At 43.8% G+C, this 16800-nt stretch carries 18 protein-coding genes; 5 read left to right on the forward strand and 13 right to left on the reverse strand.

Translation table 11 applies throughout. From position 1 onward, the window contains the following. Positions 1 to 20: 20 nt before the first annotated feature. Together AB5N96_RS06900 and AB5N96_RS06905 are read right to left on the reverse strand one after the other, a co-directional pair. Positions 21 to 710, reverse strand: a complete 690-nt coding sequence (locus AB5N96_RS06900; RefSeq protein ID WP_499705038.1) for a response regulator — start codon at positions 708 to 710, stop codon at positions 21 to 23. A gap of 4 nt (positions 711 to 714) precedes the next feature. Continuing rightward, on the reverse strand, positions 715 to 2268 hold the full coding sequence (locus AB5N96_RS06905) for an ATP-binding protein (protein WP_499705039.1): 1554 nt from the start codon (positions 2266 to 2268) through the stop codon (positions 715 to 717). A gap of 248 nt (positions 2269 to 2516) precedes the next feature. On the opposite strand from AB5N96_RS06905, the gene AB5N96_RS06910 reads away from it, so the two are divergent. Further along, a complete protein-coding gene (locus AB5N96_RS06910; RefSeq protein ID WP_204589670.1) occupies positions 2517 to 2822 on the forward strand; it encodes a hypothetical protein in 306 nt (101 codons plus the stop codon). Positions 2823 to 2831: 9 nt separating this feature from the next. Here AB5N96_RS06910 and AB5N96_RS06915 read toward each other — a convergent pair whose 3' ends face one another. Further along, positions 2832 to 3377 carry a GNAT family N-acetyltransferase gene (locus tag AB5N96_RS06915; RefSeq protein WP_499705040.1) on the reverse strand — a complete coding sequence of 182 codons (546 nt, stop codon included), beginning with the start codon at positions 3375 to 3377 and terminating at the stop codon, positions 2832 to 2834. Between the two features lie 292 nt (positions 3378 to 3669). Between AB5N96_RS06915 and AB5N96_RS06920 the strand changes: the two genes are divergently transcribed. The 3 genes from AB5N96_RS06920 to AB5N96_RS06930 all read left to right on the forward strand — a co-directional run bounded on the left by AB5N96_RS06920 (position 3670) and on the right by AB5N96_RS06930 (position 6316). Further along, entirely contained in the window at positions 3670 to 4257 is a 588-nt protein-coding gene (locus AB5N96_RS06920) for an HRDC domain-containing protein (RefSeq protein ID WP_499705041.1), read from the forward strand. Between the two features lie 208 nt (positions 4258 to 4465). Further along, the gene (locus AB5N96_RS06925; RefSeq protein WP_499705042.1) at positions 4466 to 5104 is read left to right on the forward strand and encodes a transposase; all 639 of its coding nucleotides are present in this window, start codon (positions 4466 to 4468) and stop codon (positions 5102 to 5104) included. A gap of 201 nt (positions 5105 to 5305) precedes the next feature. After that, positions 5306 to 6316, forward strand: a complete 1011-nt coding sequence (locus AB5N96_RS06930) for a diguanylate cyclase domain-containing protein (RefSeq protein WP_499705043.1) — start codon at positions 5306 to 5308, stop codon at positions 6314 to 6316. Between the two features lie 163 nt (positions 6317 to 6479). Here the strand turns inward: AB5N96_RS06930 and AB5N96_RS06935 are convergent, their stop codons facing one another. Together AB5N96_RS06935 and AB5N96_RS06940 are read right to left on the reverse strand one after the other, a co-directional pair. Next, positions 6480 to 6929, reverse strand: a complete 450-nt coding sequence (locus AB5N96_RS06935) for a hypothetical protein (RefSeq protein WP_499705044.1) — start codon at positions 6927 to 6929, stop codon at positions 6480 to 6482. Positions 6930 to 7170: 241 nt separating this feature from the next. Next, positions 7171 to 8352 carry a M20 family metallopeptidase gene (locus AB5N96_RS06940; RefSeq protein WP_204589675.1) on the reverse strand — a complete coding sequence of 394 codons (1182 nt, stop codon included), beginning with the start codon at positions 8350 to 8352 and terminating at the stop codon, positions 7171 to 7173. Between the two features lie 254 nt (positions 8353 to 8606). Here AB5N96_RS06940 and AB5N96_RS06945 point away from each other — a divergent pair, with 254 nt between their 5' ends. Continuing rightward, positions 8607 to 9443: an STAS domain-containing protein gene (locus AB5N96_RS06945; protein WP_204589676.1), complete on the forward strand. Its 837-nt coding sequence runs from the start codon at positions 8607 to 8609 to the stop codon at positions 9441 to 9443. Positions 9444 to 9722: 279 nt separating this feature from the next. On the opposite strand, the gene hxlA is transcribed toward AB5N96_RS06945, so the two are convergent. The 8 genes from hxlA to AB5N96_RS06985 all read right to left on the reverse strand — a co-directional run bounded on the left by hxlA (position 9723) and on the right by AB5N96_RS06985 (position 16787). Further along, positions 9723 to 10355 (reverse strand): 3-hexulose-6-phosphate synthase, encoded by a 633-nt coding sequence (hxlA, locus tag AB5N96_RS06950; RefSeq protein ID WP_499705045.1) that lies wholly within the window; start codon positions 10353 to 10355, stop codon positions 9723 to 9725. A gap of 2 nt (positions 10356 to 10357) precedes the next feature. Beyond that, complete coding sequence (locus AB5N96_RS06955) at positions 10358 to 11191, reverse strand: SDR family oxidoreductase (RefSeq protein ID WP_499705046.1); 834 nt, start codon at positions 11189 to 11191, stop codon at positions 10358 to 10360. A gap of 2 nt (positions 11192 to 11193) precedes the next feature. Then, positions 11194 to 12264: a mannonate dehydratase gene (uxuA, locus tag AB5N96_RS06960; protein WP_499705047.1), complete on the reverse strand. Its 1071-nt coding sequence runs from the start codon at positions 12262 to 12264 to the stop codon at positions 11194 to 11196. A 4-nt stretch (positions 12265 to 12268) separates the two neighbouring features. Beyond that, on the reverse strand, positions 12269 to 12901 hold the full coding sequence (locus tag AB5N96_RS06965; protein ID WP_499705048.1) for a bifunctional 2-keto-4-hydroxyglutarate aldolase/2-keto-3-deoxy-6-phosphogluconate aldolase: 633 nt from the start codon (positions 12899 to 12901) through the stop codon (positions 12269 to 12271). Between the two features lie 15 nt (positions 12902 to 12916). Continuing rightward, positions 12917 to 13936 carry a zinc-binding alcohol dehydrogenase family protein gene (locus AB5N96_RS06970; RefSeq protein WP_204589681.1) on the reverse strand — a complete coding sequence of 340 codons (1020 nt, stop codon included), beginning with the start codon at positions 13934 to 13936 and terminating at the stop codon, positions 12917 to 12919. Positions 13937 to 13951: 15 nt separating this feature from the next. Then, positions 13952 to 15223 (reverse strand): TRAP transporter large permease, encoded by a 1272-nt coding sequence (locus AB5N96_RS06975; RefSeq protein WP_499705049.1) that lies wholly within the window; start codon positions 15221 to 15223, stop codon positions 13952 to 13954. Next, positions 15223 to 15717 carry a TRAP transporter small permease gene (locus AB5N96_RS06980; protein ID WP_499705050.1) on the reverse strand — a complete coding sequence of 165 codons (495 nt, stop codon included), beginning with the start codon at positions 15715 to 15717 and terminating at the stop codon, positions 15223 to 15225. Before AB5N96_RS06980 ends, AB5N96_RS06975 begins: the two co-directional genes overlap by 1 nt. Before the next feature lie 71 nt (positions 15718 to 15788). Continuing rightward, entirely contained in the window at positions 15789 to 16787 is a 999-nt protein-coding gene (locus tag AB5N96_RS06985; protein ID WP_499705051.1) for a TRAP transporter substrate-binding protein, read from the reverse strand. Between the last annotated feature and the right edge of the window lie 13 nt (positions 16788 to 16800).

Here is a 16800-nt window from a genome sequence, read left to right on the forward strand (position 1 = left end):
GTTCAGTAAGCTACATTAAATCAATTTTGTTCATAAGTTTCACGAATCACATAACTACGCTCCGGCCGCCCCACAGTTCCGTAGAGAAGCTTCGTCTCCAACCTGCCTGCTTCCACAAGATGCTCCAAATATCTCCGAGCTGTCGAGCGGCTCGTTCCAATGAGTTCACTGACTTCTGTCGCTGTCAATGTCGAATGTCCTTGCCCTCCAAATAACTGCATCACCTTATCTAAAGTTAACGCATCAATGCCTTTAGGAAATTCTTTTTCCCCCGAAGAAGAAGTGGCTGAAACGAACAGGGCATCTAACGTATTTTGAGAAACACTCGATTCCCCTTCTAAAGCCTTTTCAATTCGCTCGAATTTTTGGAATGTGAGCTTTAGTCTTGCCTCATCAAATGGTTTCACGATGTAATCGAACACGCCGTACGAATAAAGTGTCGTGACGTCACGGTGGGCGTTCGCAGCAGTTACCATGACCACCCGAACCTCTGGAAAGTTTGTTCGAATCTCGCGCACGAGCGTGTACCCTTCCACGTCAGGAATATAAAGGTCCATGAATAAAATATGGGGCTGTTCAAAGCGAAGCGCATCTAGCAGGCTTGCCCCATTCAAAAATTGGCGCATGTCTGCCTCCGGTTTGAGTGACTGGATATAGTCTGCATGTAAAGCTGCAATCCGGAAATCATCTTCAAGTATCCAAGTCTTCATTTGTTCACGTCCTTTTAAGAGTTAGTAGGAAACATGCACCACCCAGATGGCTCTCTTCTACTAAAATGGTGCCGCCCTCTTTTTGAAGTGCTTGCATACTCAACGCGAGGCCATATCCATGGTCGTAGCCATCCTTTGTTGTATACCCGAGTGTAAAAATATGCGCGGCCGTCTCCTCGTCGATTCCCGGTCCGTTATCATGCACTTCCATGAGCAACTCGTGCTTGTACTGCTGGATGACAACATGGATTTTTTTGTCTGTTTGCTCCACTTTTTGCAATACATCGATTGCATTTTGCATGACATTCCCGAGTGCTGTCACAAGGGCGTCCACTTGTTGTTCCGGATACTGATCAAGCTCGTTCTCAGCATCCACTGTGACCACGATTCCCCGTTCTTTTGCTTCCGAAATCTTCCCTTCTAAAAGTGCTTGAATGAGAACCGGCGCTTGTTTGCCAAGCATCGTCAGTTCTGCCGTTGAGTCGTGCTGCTCATCTCGAATAAAAGAAATGGCTTGTTCTACTTGCTTACGTTTCAACAGACCGAGCAACACGTGCAGTTTGTTTGAAAACTCATGGGTCTTCGCGCGCTGCATCTGCGCTTGTTGTTTGACGCGATTGAGTTCGTTCGTGAGCGCTTCGTACTCGAGCTTTGTTCGTAAAATGTACAAGTATCCTAATTTCTTGTCCCGTTCCAACGGGGCTTTCGACAAGATGATGTCTTGGTTTTGGAGAGGGATTTCAAGAGCTCGGATGGCCTCTTCTCTTACCAGCTTTTCTGGAAGAACGTGCTGAAGCAGTACGCCCTCTTTCAGTTGGGGAATCAACTCGTGTGCACGCGCATTCGCAATGACTACTTTATGCGTCTCGGAAGCGAGCACAATGCCATCCGACGTTTCTTCTAAAATCGTATGGTACGCCGAGTACAATCCTGCGATTTCGGTTGGTTGCATACCAAGAAGTTGGCGCTTTACATATATGGCTACTAGGAATGCCGCTCCAATACCTACAGCAGCAACTAGGAGCGTCAGCTGAAGCCAACTCTGGAATACAGCATCGATTGACTGTTGCACTTCTTCTGTCAAATAGCCGACCGAAATGATGCCGACCACTTCCCCGTCGACCATCACCGGTACTTTCCCGCGTATCGATTCACCAAGGGATCCGGTCGTGATGGACACAATCGCCTCCCCGTTCACAAGCGCGGAATCGTTGTCGCCACCTACCATGGACTGCCCAATTTTTTCTGGGTCCGGATGCGTGTAGCGAATTCCTTGAGCATTTCCAATAACGACAAATGTCGCTTGTGTATCTTTGCGTATCTCTTCAGCAATCGGTTGCAATCGCTCGGAAGGATTCGGTTCAAAAAAAGCTGCTTGCACGTCGGGACGATCAGCAATTAAATAGGCACTGGTAAGCGCTTTTTCTCCCATCTCTTCGACAATCGAGTCTTGGAGGTAGTGATTGATCAAAATGAGAAACAGTACACAGATGGTGAATATAATTATGCTCATCGTCACTAGTAATCGTGCTGTCAGGGAGTGTCTGAATCGTTGCACACGGCGTCCTCCTTCCGAATCGAAAAAAGCCCTTACAGTTGCAAGGGCACGAACATCTCTCTACTTTAAGTGTAGCATGAAAAAAGGATGGGTGACAGGCACCAAATGGGAACTGGTGGAAAATGGTGACCAGATGCACAACTTAGAAAAAAATCCCACCACCATGATTCACAAAAATAGGAAATTCGGATAAACTGAAATTACCAGAGGACGTATGTCTAAACTGTGCTTAATAAGGAGGACAAGATGTGGAGTTTCTGATTTCTTTTGCAACTTTGGTTGGCTATTTCGTGTCAATTGCACTTGTCTATTCGCTAGCAGAAAAAACTTTGAAAAATCGTGCAGATACGTTCGTACGTGTTATTCCAGTCGTTATTTATATGCTTCTGACTAGCTATTTCTTAAATCAACTGACGGGCTCAAAAGTAATTTATGGATCTATCGCATTTATTGCCGGTATTCATCTGCTTTATCTCATTGCACTTACTACTGTTTATAAACACCTTCGTCCTGACAAGTATGCAAAACTAGTAGAGAAAAATAGTATATACTAACAGCCACCCTCATTTGAGAGCGGCTGTTTTTTTCATATTAATCCAGTAACGCCTCGTCAACTCACCGTCACCTGGATCTACGCGCTTATCTTCTAGAACACCTCCATTTTTCTCGATGACACCGGCAGATCCTAAGTTGTCATCTGTACAAGTGATGAGCACTCGCTCAATTCCAAATTTCTCAGCATCTCTTAAAGCAAGGCGCAACATCTCACTCCCAAGCCCTTCTCTTCTACGTAAAGGCGAAATTGAATACCCAATGTGGCCAGCGTAGTTATATAAGTACTCATTCAAAGCTTTTCTGAAATTCAACATACCCACAACTTCGCCGGTCCTTGAATCGACTGCAACATATTGTTCGGCATGGACCCAACCTTTTTGGACTGTTTCCTCATAGCGATCTTTCTCCACTTGGTCGAGCCATAGCTCTAAACTTTCTGCTTTGACAAGTTGCGAACTCCCATGAATACCGTTCGGACTCTCTGGAAAGAGGTCGCGAAATGCTTCAATTGCAGGAATATGTTCTATTGTAGGAATTATTAACTCAATGGTCATTGGCACTCTCTCTTTCTGGGAAAAATAGATTTTTACTAGTTTATCAGTAGTCAGGTGATGTGTCACTAGAGGTTTTTTCTATTATCTGGTAGCTGATTTCCATTTGGTGCCTGTCACCATTTACCATCTGTTTCCATATGGTGCCTGTCACCCTGTTAGTCACCCTGTTATTTCACAGAATAGTTTGTATATATCATCTGAATACGCTACACTTTAATTGGAATCATTTGGTTCCACTATCCCCTACACTGGCGAACTCCTTCCCCTAAACCACTTAGAAAGAAGGAATCCCATGTTGACCTCACTAGCTTCATCCACTGCAAATGACGAAGAACTTCGTATGATTTTGCGCGCCTTTCGTTACCACTTCGCCCAACAAGATGCCCGTAAAGTCACTCGCGTTTATTCGAATGCCACTCTGGAATACCTTACAATTCACAAACCGAAAACACTCCTCGAACTTTTGCGTGTTCCTGGCATCACTCTGAACAAAGCCGAAGAATTTGGAGAAGACTTGTTGGAAGTCATTCATCGGCATATGACCGGGCAACTTCCTCTCATTGATCTGACGCATATCCCACGGACAGCTTCCTTTTCATCACCACTCCTCGAGACAGTGTTGGACGAAACGAGTGAAAATGTGAAGCGCGTTTTACGTGAGTTTCGTTATAGGGAATCAAAAGCGAATGGCCAGCCTGCATACATTATTTTCACTAATCAAACACTTATAGACATTGCCATTCAAAAGCCCACGACACTAGAGGAATTAGGAACTATTTATGGCATCGGACCACGAAAAATTCAGGATTTTGGTGAAGCGATTTTAGCCATTGTTCAAAAAGCAGCGACGGAGTCAGAAGTAGAACATGTAAAAGCCTAGCAAGCAACCCATCCCTTGAATGATTCAGGGATGGGTTTTCTACTTTTCAAGAAACTTGATGGTGCCTAGAAGGTGCCTGTCACCATTTACCAGCAGTTCCCATTTGGTGCCTGTCACCCCTATAGACTCAGAAATCAAAAATGCGTTATTCCCAATTGATTCCATACTGTGGTAATGTGAATGTATTCTATTTGAAAGGAGTGGCTATATGCCTCGAAAAAAAAGAGCATTTCAACCCAATCATTTTTATCATTGTATTATGCGCGGAAACAACCGCCACAACGTTTATCCAACAGACCTGGATATGCTGGAGCTCACTCGATCCTTTGAACTTGCACATGAACGTTATCCTTTTCAAATTGTTGCATACTGTTTCATGTCAAATCATTACCACATTCTGATTCGTGAAGAACACGGCAATCTCTCTAAAATAATGGCGCTTGTCAATAAACGCTATAGCGATCATTACCGAAAACGCTATGACTTTATCGGTCGTATTTATCAGCAAAGGTTTTGGGCGTTTGCAGTGCGTACTCCTCGCAAAGTTTTAGAAACTAGTGCATACATTCACCGAAATCCGATTCAGACCCAAGTACCAATGGTTGAGGATTTGAAAGACTATCCCCATAGCAGTTTTCCTCATTATGTTTCTTCAGAAAAGAATCCCCCTACCTTCTTAGACCTTATCTACTTACCGAACTTACTGTATTATCCTTTTGAAAAGACAACTACTAGTTATGTTGATTTTGTTTTACATCGAACCTTTTTTGCAATCGAAAATGGAATGGAATTAGAAGAATATGATTCTCGTCAACTACTTCCTTTTGTTAGTTTAGAGAAAAAGTAACTAGGTGACAGGCACCATTTACCATCAGTTTCCATTTGGTGCCTGTCACCATATCTTCAACACCAAAACTGTATCTTATAACCCATTTTTACTGTATAATTCTTTAGACATATATAGTTCTATAAACAACCAGAAAGATTCCATATACCTCCATTTAAATTGATTTTTGAACTGTTTGTCTGACGGAAAGGATGATTGATGATGAACCCTGACATGCAAGATTGGAACAGTGGCCTTATTATTTTGATCAGTATAAGTATACTTTTACTCGTTGCACTTATTTTTAGTTTAAAACATCAACGGAAGCTACATAATCAACTCGTCGATTCGGAAGTTCGCTTTCAAGCTCTGATTGAATCGGCCCACGACGCCATTATCGTCACGGACATAGATGGGGCGGTTGTACAATGGAACAGAGGTGCTGAACGACTTTTCGGTTACACAAAGTCCACGATGATTGGCACACCCATTTTCACTGTCGTCCCGAAACAAATTCAACCTTCCTACAAACAAGCCATCACAGAATTTTTAAAGCTCGAAGACTCATCAAATTTTGATCGTATCATTGAAACACTTGGCCTCACAAATAAAGGGCGGGAGTTTCCCATTGAGGTCAGTATCGGAACATGGACCATTCGAGAAGGTCGTTTTATCAGTTTCATCTTAAGAGATATCACGGATCGCAAGCTTGAAGAAGCACAGTTAAAGGACCTCATTTATTTGGACGATCTGACAGGGCTTCCTAACCGCCGTATGTTCACAAATCGCTTGCACTCCTTATTAGCGCGTTCGGAAAAACGGAACACTTCATTTGCTCTCCTGTATTTGGATTTAGACAACTTTAAACAAGTGAACGATCAACATGGTCATCTTCTTGGTGACGAACTTCTTATTCAACTCAGCACGCGTATTTACAAAAAGCTCGGTCTATATGACACGCTCGCTCGGACCGGGGGCGATGAGTTCCTATTTCTTCTAGCGGATAAAGATGAACAGGAAACCAAACAATTTGTTGAGTGGCTTAGTTCAAGTTTTGAAACACCTTTCGAAGTGGAGGGTAAGCATTTTACAATCACCTGCTCGATTGGTATAAGCATGTACCCTAAAGACGGGATTGATGCAGACCGACTTCTTCGCAATGCAGACACGGCACTTTATCAAGTGAAAGCAAAAGATAAAAATGGTTATCGATTTTATTCGAGAGCAAATTAGACGAATGAAAAGGAAACCTCTCGTCCTGAGAACCGGAAACCGGAACATGTGACTGGGTGACAGGCACCATCTGGGAACTGGTGGAAAATGGTGACAGGCACCGCACAAAACTCAAAATAAAAACCGTATCCAAAACCTTTCAAAGGTTTCGGATACGGCTTTTTTATTTCTTCGGCAAATTCATGTATTTGTTTTCAATCCACGTATCGAACTTCTCTCCATGCTCGTAGTGCATCGTGTCATACATTTCAGGGTTTGCGGATTGGAAAGCTTCTTTGAAGGCATCGAGTTCAAACTCTTCCATTTCCGTTTCACGCTTCACCTGATGGAACACTTTTGTGAAATCACTATTTTTGTATTTTGTGTTCTTTTTGGAAAGTGTGATCTTCTGGCCATCTTTTTTCAAGTTTAAGCGGTTTGCGATGTTCACTGCTTCTTCTTTCACCGCATAAACGCGGTCATGTAGCGCTAAGCTGATAATTGTATCGTGCGCTTTTGGTGTGTCATATTTCTCTAATTCTTTCACTGCGTTCAGACGTGTTTCCCAGCTCGAGCGGTCGCGTGCTTGGCCAATCCATTCAGAAACAGTTTGTTCATTGGTGTTTTCAGTCATGGTAATCTCTCCTCATTCGAAACTGGAAGGGGTTTTTTCTCGATCCCAGTAGTGTCCATTAAGTATAGTCGTTTGCAGCGTTTGATACAAATGACTGAAAATAGTGTGATTGATGATTGGGTTTCACTTCCAAATAGGGACAGGCACTATTTGGAAGCAGGTGAAAAATAGGGCCAGCCACCATTTGGATATTGCCCCGCAAAAAAAGCTGAAATCAAATTGATTTCAACTCCTCGTTTATTTAGGCAAACTGCTTTGAATTCTCTTTCGCACTCGCAACTTTACGCTCATTTTGACGAGACAATTCTCGGATTGTTTCGGCTAGAAGTAACGTTCGTTCTGGTAGGGATTCAACTAAAACATTTTCGCCCTCGTTGTGCATTTTGTCTCCAATAGGGCCCATCCCATCGATCGTCGCTACACCAAGGTAAGACGGGAATGAAGCGTCTGAGCCACCACCCGTATGTGTATCCGTCACTGTGATACCGTGTTTTTCTCCAACACTTTTTACAATGGCCAATAGCTCTTGGTTTTTCTCATCGAATTCCATAGGTGGACGATTGATTCCGCCTTCTAAATCGATGCTCGTACCTTCCACATCCGATTCCGCACAAATGGTCTCAATCTGTTCCGTGACATCGCGCCCCTGCTTTTTGTTCCGAACGCGCACATCCACGTACCCCACCGCAGAGTCTGGAATGACACTTGTGGAGCGCCCACCTTCAATCTTCCCAACGTTAATCGAAACCCCATTGTCATGGTCAGAAAGCTGGTGGAGTTTTGTAATTTTGTAGGCAAGTTCTTGAATCGCACTTACGCCTTCTTTTGGCGCAACACCGGAATGGGCCGCTTTTCCGCGTACGCGCATAATGTAGCGCCCCCCACCTCGGCGTGACGACACAACTGAACCATCTTTTCGAGCGGGTTCCATAACAAGCGCATAATCAACTAGTCGACTGTAGTGTTCGATTAATTTACGTGACGCGCGAGAGCCGATCTCTTCATCCGCATTTAAGATGATGACGACATTTTTTAAAGCATCCGGGTCCAAAGACTGCAGATATTTCATTGCGTATAAAAGGCTGATTTGGCTTGCTTTCATATCAGCAACTCCAGGACCATAGGCATATCCATTTTCAATCCGGAATGGGCGTTCTTTTGCTGTACCTTCTGGGAACACCGTGTCCATATGGGCAATAACTAAAATTTTTGGGTCTTTTACAGATTTGTGTTTCAACACCAAGTTGTTACCCAGTGTTTTATTTTCATGAATCTTTACTGTGAAACCAATCTTTTTGTATTCACGGGCTAGGCGGTCGCCCACTTCATCGACTCCAGCTTTAAACCTGGAACCACTATCAATATTTACGATTTCTTCGAGTTTAGTGAGCATCTCTGGCAACTGTGTCCTGAAATAATGCATCCTTTATCTCTCCTTGTTTTGGTAAATCTATAATCTCTAGCTTAACATATAAACGAATTCTTATTTCTTTATGTTCCCAGATTTTACTCCAAAAAACTTTTTTTGATACTTTTTTGTTCTTTATGGTAGTAAGAAGGGGTGACAGGCACCAAATGGGAGCTACTTCCAAATGGTGACAGGCACCAAAACTAATCATTTAATGATAACATAGTAGTTATTGAATTTAATGATTACCTAATTAGTGGAGGGAATGTATGAGGAAGAATCAAGAGCTTTATGAATTTATTCGTGATCGCGCGGACGATCTGACCGAAAACTGGTACAATTCGCTCGATAAGGACCGAAATGGCGTGTATGGCACTCAAAACCCCGATGAAATCAAGTTATTGAAAGCTCAAAACAAGTCTTTTCATCTATTATTTGCAAAGTTATTTGATCCTGAAATGATAAATTATGACGAAGAAGTGCATCGGTGGGTAGACAGTATTTCCAAAGATACAGCCCATCAAATGACACCGCTAGAAGACATCATCGCGGAATTTTTCCGAATCGAGACGCAATACATGCAGTTGATTGAGAAATATGTCATAGCCAACGCGGACCAATTTTCTGCAATCGAGGTCATGAAGTGGTCGAAAGGTGTAACAGACTCTGTAAACGGAATTATTTTAGAGTTCACACATAAGCATACGGAAGCTGCAGAAAAGCGCTTGAATGCGCAACAAGAAATGATTGTGGAAATGAGTGCGCCTGTCATCCGGTTGACTGACAACATCGGCTTACTCCCATTAATCGGAGAAATCACAACATATCGTGCGCAAGTCATTTTCGAGAAAGCATTGACGCAATGTGCGGAAAAGAAATTCGAGCGACTGTTCATTGATTTATCAGGCGTACCTATTATCGATACAATGGTTGCCCATCAAATCTTCCAACTGATCAAGGGACTGCGCTTGATCGGTGTGCAGACCTCACTTTCTGGAATGAGCCCTGAAATTGCGCAGACCGCTGTACACCTAGGGTTGGATTTCAAAGACATCAAAATGCACAGTTCACTTTCACGTGCGTTAGAGTTATATATACACGATTAAATGAAACTAGAGTAGCCAACTGAGGTTGCTCTAGTTTTTTTGGAATGTATCCCCAATTGGTGGAAAATGGTGACAGGCACCCCCAAAAAGTTTCATTCAACTATTCAAACTCTAAAAACTCACCTCTTGTAGATAACCTTCTAAATGCCAAAAGCACCTCCGCCACAGCGGAGGTGCTTCCTTGACTCTAAAATTGGATGTAATATCCCAGATAGTGCCTGTCACTAAATGGGAGTGATTCCCATTTGGTGACAGGCACCCATTAAGTACTCTAATCATTTACGATTTGCTCATCAATACACTACGGATTGCCTGTGCCTCGATCCGTGGGGTATTGTTAGCAGTTATACCGCTCCCAACTATTGCTACATCAATGCGTGTAGCGTCCAAATAGTGAACACGCTCTAAGTTGATACCCCCTGCGATGTAGATGGTTACGCTATCTAAACCACTCACTAAATTGATGTGTGTAAGAACGGAAGTGTCCCCTTTTGATTGCATATCTTTGCCGATATGAAGACAGAAATGACGTGCACCGAGCTCATAAAGTGCTCGAACTCTGGCGGGATCCGAACAATTTAAAAGGTCGATCACGATCTCGCCCTCAAACTCTTTCGCAACTAGTAACATATCTTGAATCGTTTGATCCGCGGCAAATGCCATTGCAGTAACGTAGCTAGCACCCGCTCCAAAAGCTTGATAGGCTTCGTGTCTACCTGCATCACACGTTTTCATGTCAACAAAAAGAGATTTATCCGGAAATTGCTTATGAATGTCCCGCACAATTGCCATACCGTATTCTTTGATGACGCCGGTGCCGATTTCCACAATGTCGACGACCTCCGCTGTTTCTTGAATCAATGCAAAACACTTCTCTTGCGTGAGGCGATCAAGCGCTAGTTGAAGTTTCATGGTCACACACCCGAATAGGCCATGAAGCCGCCATCGACCGGTACAGTGACGCCTGTGACGAAGCCAGAATAAGACTCATCGACAAGCCAGAGCATTGTTCCAATCAAATCTTCAGGGTTACCAAACCGGCGCATCGGTGTGTGCGTCATGATTTTATGCGAGCGGTCTGTCAAACTTCCATCTTCATGTGTGAGTAGCTTACGGTTTTGCTCGGTCAAGAAGAATCCTGGTGCAAGGGCGTTGACGCGCAGGCCAGCTTCCGCGAAATGAACCGCCATCCACATCGTGAAATTGTTAATAGATGCTTTTGCAGCACTGTAAGCAGGAACTTTGGTCATCGGCGAATAAGCACTCATCGATGAAATATTCAAAATGACAGGATTCTTAGATTTCAATAACTCTTTTCCAAACACTTGAGACGTCAAAAATGTCCCGGTGAAATTCAAATCGAATACTTTCGAGAACGCGAGAGCGTCCATATCGAAGAAAGTCTGCGTGGCATCGCCTTCTCCAAATACCTCGTTCGTCGTAGTAGCGGCCGGTTGATTCCCGCCTGCTCCTGTAATCAAAATATCTACTTGTCCAAACGCAGAGATCACTTGGTCGCGAACAGCTTCAAGCGATGCCCGGTCCAAAACGTCTGCAGAGTAAGCAACCGCTTCCCCACCCGACGCTCGAATCTCATCTACGATGATTTGACCTTTTTCAAGTGTGCGATTGATGAGTGCGACACGTACGCCCTGTTTTGCTAATTCCTTTGCCATAGCGGAACACAATACGCCACTTCCACCTGTTATGACAGCAGTGCGGCCTCTTAAATTTTCATGGGTGTACATGGTTAGACCTCCTGCTTCCGTGCTTGATACGCATCCCATAAACCATTCAAATACATGACGCCAAGCGCGCGGTCATATAAGCCGTAGCCTGGGCGACCTTCTTCATTCCAAAGATGACGCCCGTGGTCAGGACGAACGTATCCCGTAAATCCTTGATCCGCCATCTCACGCACGACATTCGTCAAATCGACAGAGCCGTCTGACGTAAAATGAGACGTCTCAATGAAATCTCCGTTCTCAAAAATTTTGACGTTGCGGAGATGCGAGAATGGTGAACGCGCCAAAAATTGATGGGCAAGTGCTACCATGTCATTGGATGGATTTGCACCAAGAGAACCTGTACAGAACGTGATCCCATTGGCTTTTGAATCGGAAATCTCGAGTAAACGCTTCAAGCTGTCGCCGCTCGTCATGATGCGTGGCAATCCGAAAATCGACCACGGTGGATCGTCTGGGTGAATCGCCATTTGAATGTCTTGTTCTTCACAAACTGGAAGAATTGCGCTTAGGAAATACGCAAGATTTTCCCATAAATCGTCTTCAGTGACGTCTGCATACGCATCAAATAGTTCCTGAATTTTAGCAAGTCGCTCCGGTTCCCACCCCGGCATAGTCATCGTAGTCGAACTTGCAATCTTTTCTATCAGTTCTGCAGGTTCGATATCATGTACTTTGCTCTTTTCATAAAAGAGCGCTGTAGATCCGTCCGGAAGGGGGTGATACAAATCCGTACGCGTCCAGTCAAACACTGGCATGAAGTTGTAGCAGATGACTTTTACGCCAACCTGTCCTAGATGACGAATCGTCTGTTTGTAGTTTTCGATATACGTATCTCGGTCCGGAGAACCAATCTTGATCGCATCATGAATATTTACACTTTCCACTACATCAGCATGAAATCCGTGCGAGCGAATGTAGTCAACTTCACTTTTGATTTCTTCAAGTGGCCATACTTCTCCAGCCGCTTTACCATGAAGTGCCCACACAATGCCTTTTACGTTTGGAATTTGTTTGATGTGCTCTAAAGTGATCTGATCGTTACCACGACCATACCAGCGCCATGTCATATTCATCGTGTCAATCACTCTCCTTTGAAGTTGCTGCCATGTACTCTTTTGCTAGGTCGGTAACGGCCTGTGCACCACCTGATCGATAAGCTTTTGTTAAGTCACTTCCAACCCCTACAGCAAAAGCTCCTGCATCTAGCCATGAGCGCGCGGTTGCTAAGTTGACGCCACCTGTCGGCATAATCTGTAAGTGTGGAAGTGGACCGTTAACAGCACCAATAAAAGAAGGCTCGAAATTATTTGCTGGGAACAGCTTGATGACATCATGTCCACACTCAGCTGCTTCCACCATTTCTTTGATTGTTAGGCAACCAGGCAAATAAGGGATTGCATACCGGTTACAGACTGTACTAATTTCGGGGTTAAAATGAGGACTCACCACAAACTGTGCACCATGGAGGATCGCATGGCGTGCCGTTTCAGAATCCAGCACAGTACCTGCACCAATCAAACAGTCCTCTTTTTGAAGAGCTCGAAATGCTTCAGCTACTTCAGGTGTTGTATATGTCACTTCAATTGCTTTTAAACCACCTGCTATGGCTGCGCGTGATACATCGATTGCTTCTTGATACGATGCACCTCGAATTACGGCAACAACTCTCAACTCTTGTAATCTTATTAATGTCTCATACTTTGTTGTCATGGTCTGCCCCTTTCCTTACGAAAATTCAATCAAAGCTTTTCGAACTGTATCTGGATTCTGTTCTACAAAGGTGAATGCCTCTTGCGCTTGGTCGATTGTAAATCGATGTGTAATTAATCCATTTTCTTTCAGTTTGCCTTCATTTAATAATTGAACCACTTTAGCGAATTGGTTTGTCTGCAAACGAGACCCAACAATCGTCAATTCTTTCTTCGTAATCGGTAGTTGCGGAATCTGAGAAAAACGTTCATCAAATCCTAAAATTACAATCGTCCCCGCTACCGATGCCATCTGAATAGACTGTTCGAAAGTTTGTGGTAAACAAACAGCATCAATGACGACGTTTGCTCCTTCTCCGTTTGTCACATCTAGTAATTTCGACAGAACATCTTCTTCTAGTGGGGAGACCACAAAATCCGCACCGTTCGCTTTTGCAAACGCAAGACGTTCTGGTTTAAGATCAGACATCATGACAGTCGCACCTGCAAGCTTTGCCATCTTTAAAATACAAATCCCAATTGGTCCGCATCCATGGATGAAGACAAAGTCACCACTCTCGACTTTGCCTCTCCAGACGGCCTGAGCTCCGATTGAATACGGCTCGGCAAGAACAACTTCTTCCCACGGCAAGCCTGCATTCACTTTATGGAGCTGGCGGGCAGGAAGGACGAAAAACTCGCGCATCCCACCGTCTTCATGGACACCAAACACCGACAACTCCTTACACACATTCGGACGTCCTTTGCGGCAAGCATAGCATGTTCCGCAATAACGGATCGGCTCAACGACTACGTGGTCACCAGCAACTAATCCAGCTACATCTGACCCTACTTCGACGACTTCCCCAGCAATTTCATGACCTAAAATACGTGGATATGTAGCAAGCGGGTTTGTTCCGTGATAAATATGCATATCCGACCCACAAATCCCAGCTAGTTTCACTTTCACTACAACATCAGTTGGATTTTTTAATGTAGGCATTTCTAATTGCGCTACGCGAAGATCATGCGCTTCTTTTACTTGAATAGCGTTCATACGCGAGTATCCTCCTTATTCAAATAGACCTGGCAAGAACAACGTGACTTGCGGTACAAATGCCACAATTAATAACACAATGACGCTGACTAAGAGGAATGGCAATAACTCCCGTGTGGCATGTCCCATCGAGACGTTTCCTATCTGGGATGCGACAAACAGACAGACCCCTACTGGTGGCGTCACTACTCCAATTATCATTGCAAGAACCATTGTAACCCCGAACTGGATCGGGTCCATTCCAACTTCCATGGCAACAGGTAGTAATACCGGGAACAAGATGACAAGACCTGCAATCGTCTCCATGAAAGTCCCTACAAACAACAGCAAGACGATGATTAGAAGAATTACGACTACACCATTTGTAGAGATACCTAGAATCGCGTCTGCGACCATTTGTGGAATCCGTTCAGCAACCATGATCCACCCAAAGAGATTGGCAAATCCAACGAGTAGCATGATGGCAGCTGTCGAAGTCATCGTCGACAACATGATTTCTGGAATCTTTTTGATTGGCAATTCTTTGTAAACAAAGATACCGATAATGAATGCATAAATTACTGCAACAATTGCTGCTTCAGTCGGTGTGAAGTACCCACCTAAGATCCCCCATAAAATAATGAAGGTCATAAATAGAGCCCAAAATGCACCTGTAAAGCTTTTCCATACTTCTTTGAATGACTTTTTCTCACCCTTTGGATAATTGCGTTTCACCGAGATTATGTACGTTGGAATCATTAAACCTAATCCAAGTAAAATTCCAGGAATCGTTCCAGCTAAGAATAAATCTCCGATTGATAAAGAAGCAAGTGTACCAACGATAATCATTGGGAGTGATGGTGGAATAATCGCACCAATTGTTGAGGAAGAAGCTGTGACAGCCACTGAGAACCCAGCTCCGTAGCCTTGCTTTTTCATCGCAGGAATTAAAATCGATCCGATACTCGCCGTGTCTGCAAGTGCTGTACCTGAAATTCCGGCAAAGCCCATAGAAGCACCAACGTTTGCAAGACCAAGACCACCACGAACGCGACCAAGTAAGTTGTCAGCAAACCCGATGATACGGTCTGTGATTCCACCTGCATTCATCAAGTTCCCTGCCAAGATAAACCCTGGGATACAGAGAAGAACGAATGAGTTCAATCCGCCGAACATACGCTGCGGAAGGATTGTGAGTGGAATGTCCGCGACAATCAAATAGATGACAGAGGAGAGCCCTAAACTAAAAGCAATCGGTACACCTAGGAATATTAAAATGATAAAACTACCAAATAACAACAATGCCATTACAGCTCACCTCCATATGTCGTTTCATATGGATTTTTCTTGTTTTTGAAGAGAAATCCGATGCGAACAAGTGACATAACTAATAAAAAGATACCCATGATAAACAACGAGGCATGAATGACAGACATCCGGATCGGCATCGTCGCAGACATTTGCGCGCGGCCAATCTCAACAAATGTCCATCCCTCTTTGATTAAAAGTGCACTGATCAATGCAATGGTTACATAAACGCCGATGTCATAGTACCGGCGGAACGTCTCTGAGAATCGGGTAACAATCAGATCGACGTTGATGTATTCGTTGCGAAGTAGAGCGAGCGGTGCTGCAAATGCAATGGCATATAAGAACAAGTAGCGTGTAAGTTCTTCCGTCCACACGTAGGATAAAGGCAAATAGCGAGATAAAATCTGCAATGAAACTACAATAATCAACCCTGTGAGACAGAGTACAGCAAGTAATCCTAGTATGCGAGTGATCCATTTTAATACGCCCATAGGGGAGTACCTCCTTAAAATATATAGGGAAAGGCACAGGACAATCGTCCAAAGTGCCTTTAGATTCCCTATTATTCAGTTTCTAAAATTCGGTTGTATAAATCAAGTTGTCCTTCATCTAAGAAGCTCTCTACTGCTGGAATCATTGCTTCACGGAATGCATCTTGGTCGACATCCACAAATTCCATTCCCTCTTCTTCTAGAGCTGCCTCAATTTTCGAGATTTCTTCTGTATATAACTCTTCACCAAATGCTTGTGCTTCAGCAGCTGCTTCTTCGACTGCTGCACGTTGCTCATCTGAAATTGCTTCCCACTGTGCATTCCCAACAAGTACATAGATCCAAGAGTAAACGTGCTCTGTGCGGTTTACAAAGTTTTGTACTTCATAAAGTGCTCCACTTTGAATCAAATCAACTGGATTTTCTTGACCTTTAATGACGCCTTGCTGAATGCCTGTGAATACTTCATTGAAATCCATTACTTGTGGCTTTGCCCCAGCTGCTTCCCAAGCATTCAAGAATAAAGGAACGTTTGGAACACGCATTGAGAATCCAGCCAAATCTGCAGGCGTTTCAATTTTTTCAGTTGAAGTCAAGTTACGTGGTGCACGTGTATGGTAGTAAAGTGGTGTTAAACCCGCTTTTTCATTGATTTCATCTGCAATTTCTTGTCCGATTTCCCCTTCAACTACTGCTTGCACGTGCTCTAAGTCGCGGAATGCATAAGGTGTCGCCATTAACGCTGCTTTAGGCGCCCAGTTTTGTAGTGTTTCACCAGAGATGACCATATCTGCTGTTCCTGCAGAAATAGCATTGATTGTATCAGTTTCTCCACCTAATGAGTTACTTGGGTAGATATTGATTGTGATTGATCCGTCTGTCTTCTCTTCTACTAAAGAAGCAAACTCTTCAGCTGTCTTGTGCCAAATATGATTCTCATCGGCTAAGTGACCAAGTTTCCATGTTACAGATTCTACTCCTTCTTCCCCTGAAGAACTGCTGTCTGATCCACAAGCCCCTAAAAATAGTGCAGAAGCTGCGAGTACGGATACCCAACGTAATTTTTTCATGTGTAAATCCCCC

Origin of the sequence: Chryseomicrobium imtechense (genome assembly GCF_041475995.1) — a bacterium.
GTDB classification, from domain to species: Bacteria; Bacillota; Bacilli; order Bacillales_A; family Planococcaceae; genus Chryseomicrobium; species Chryseomicrobium aureum.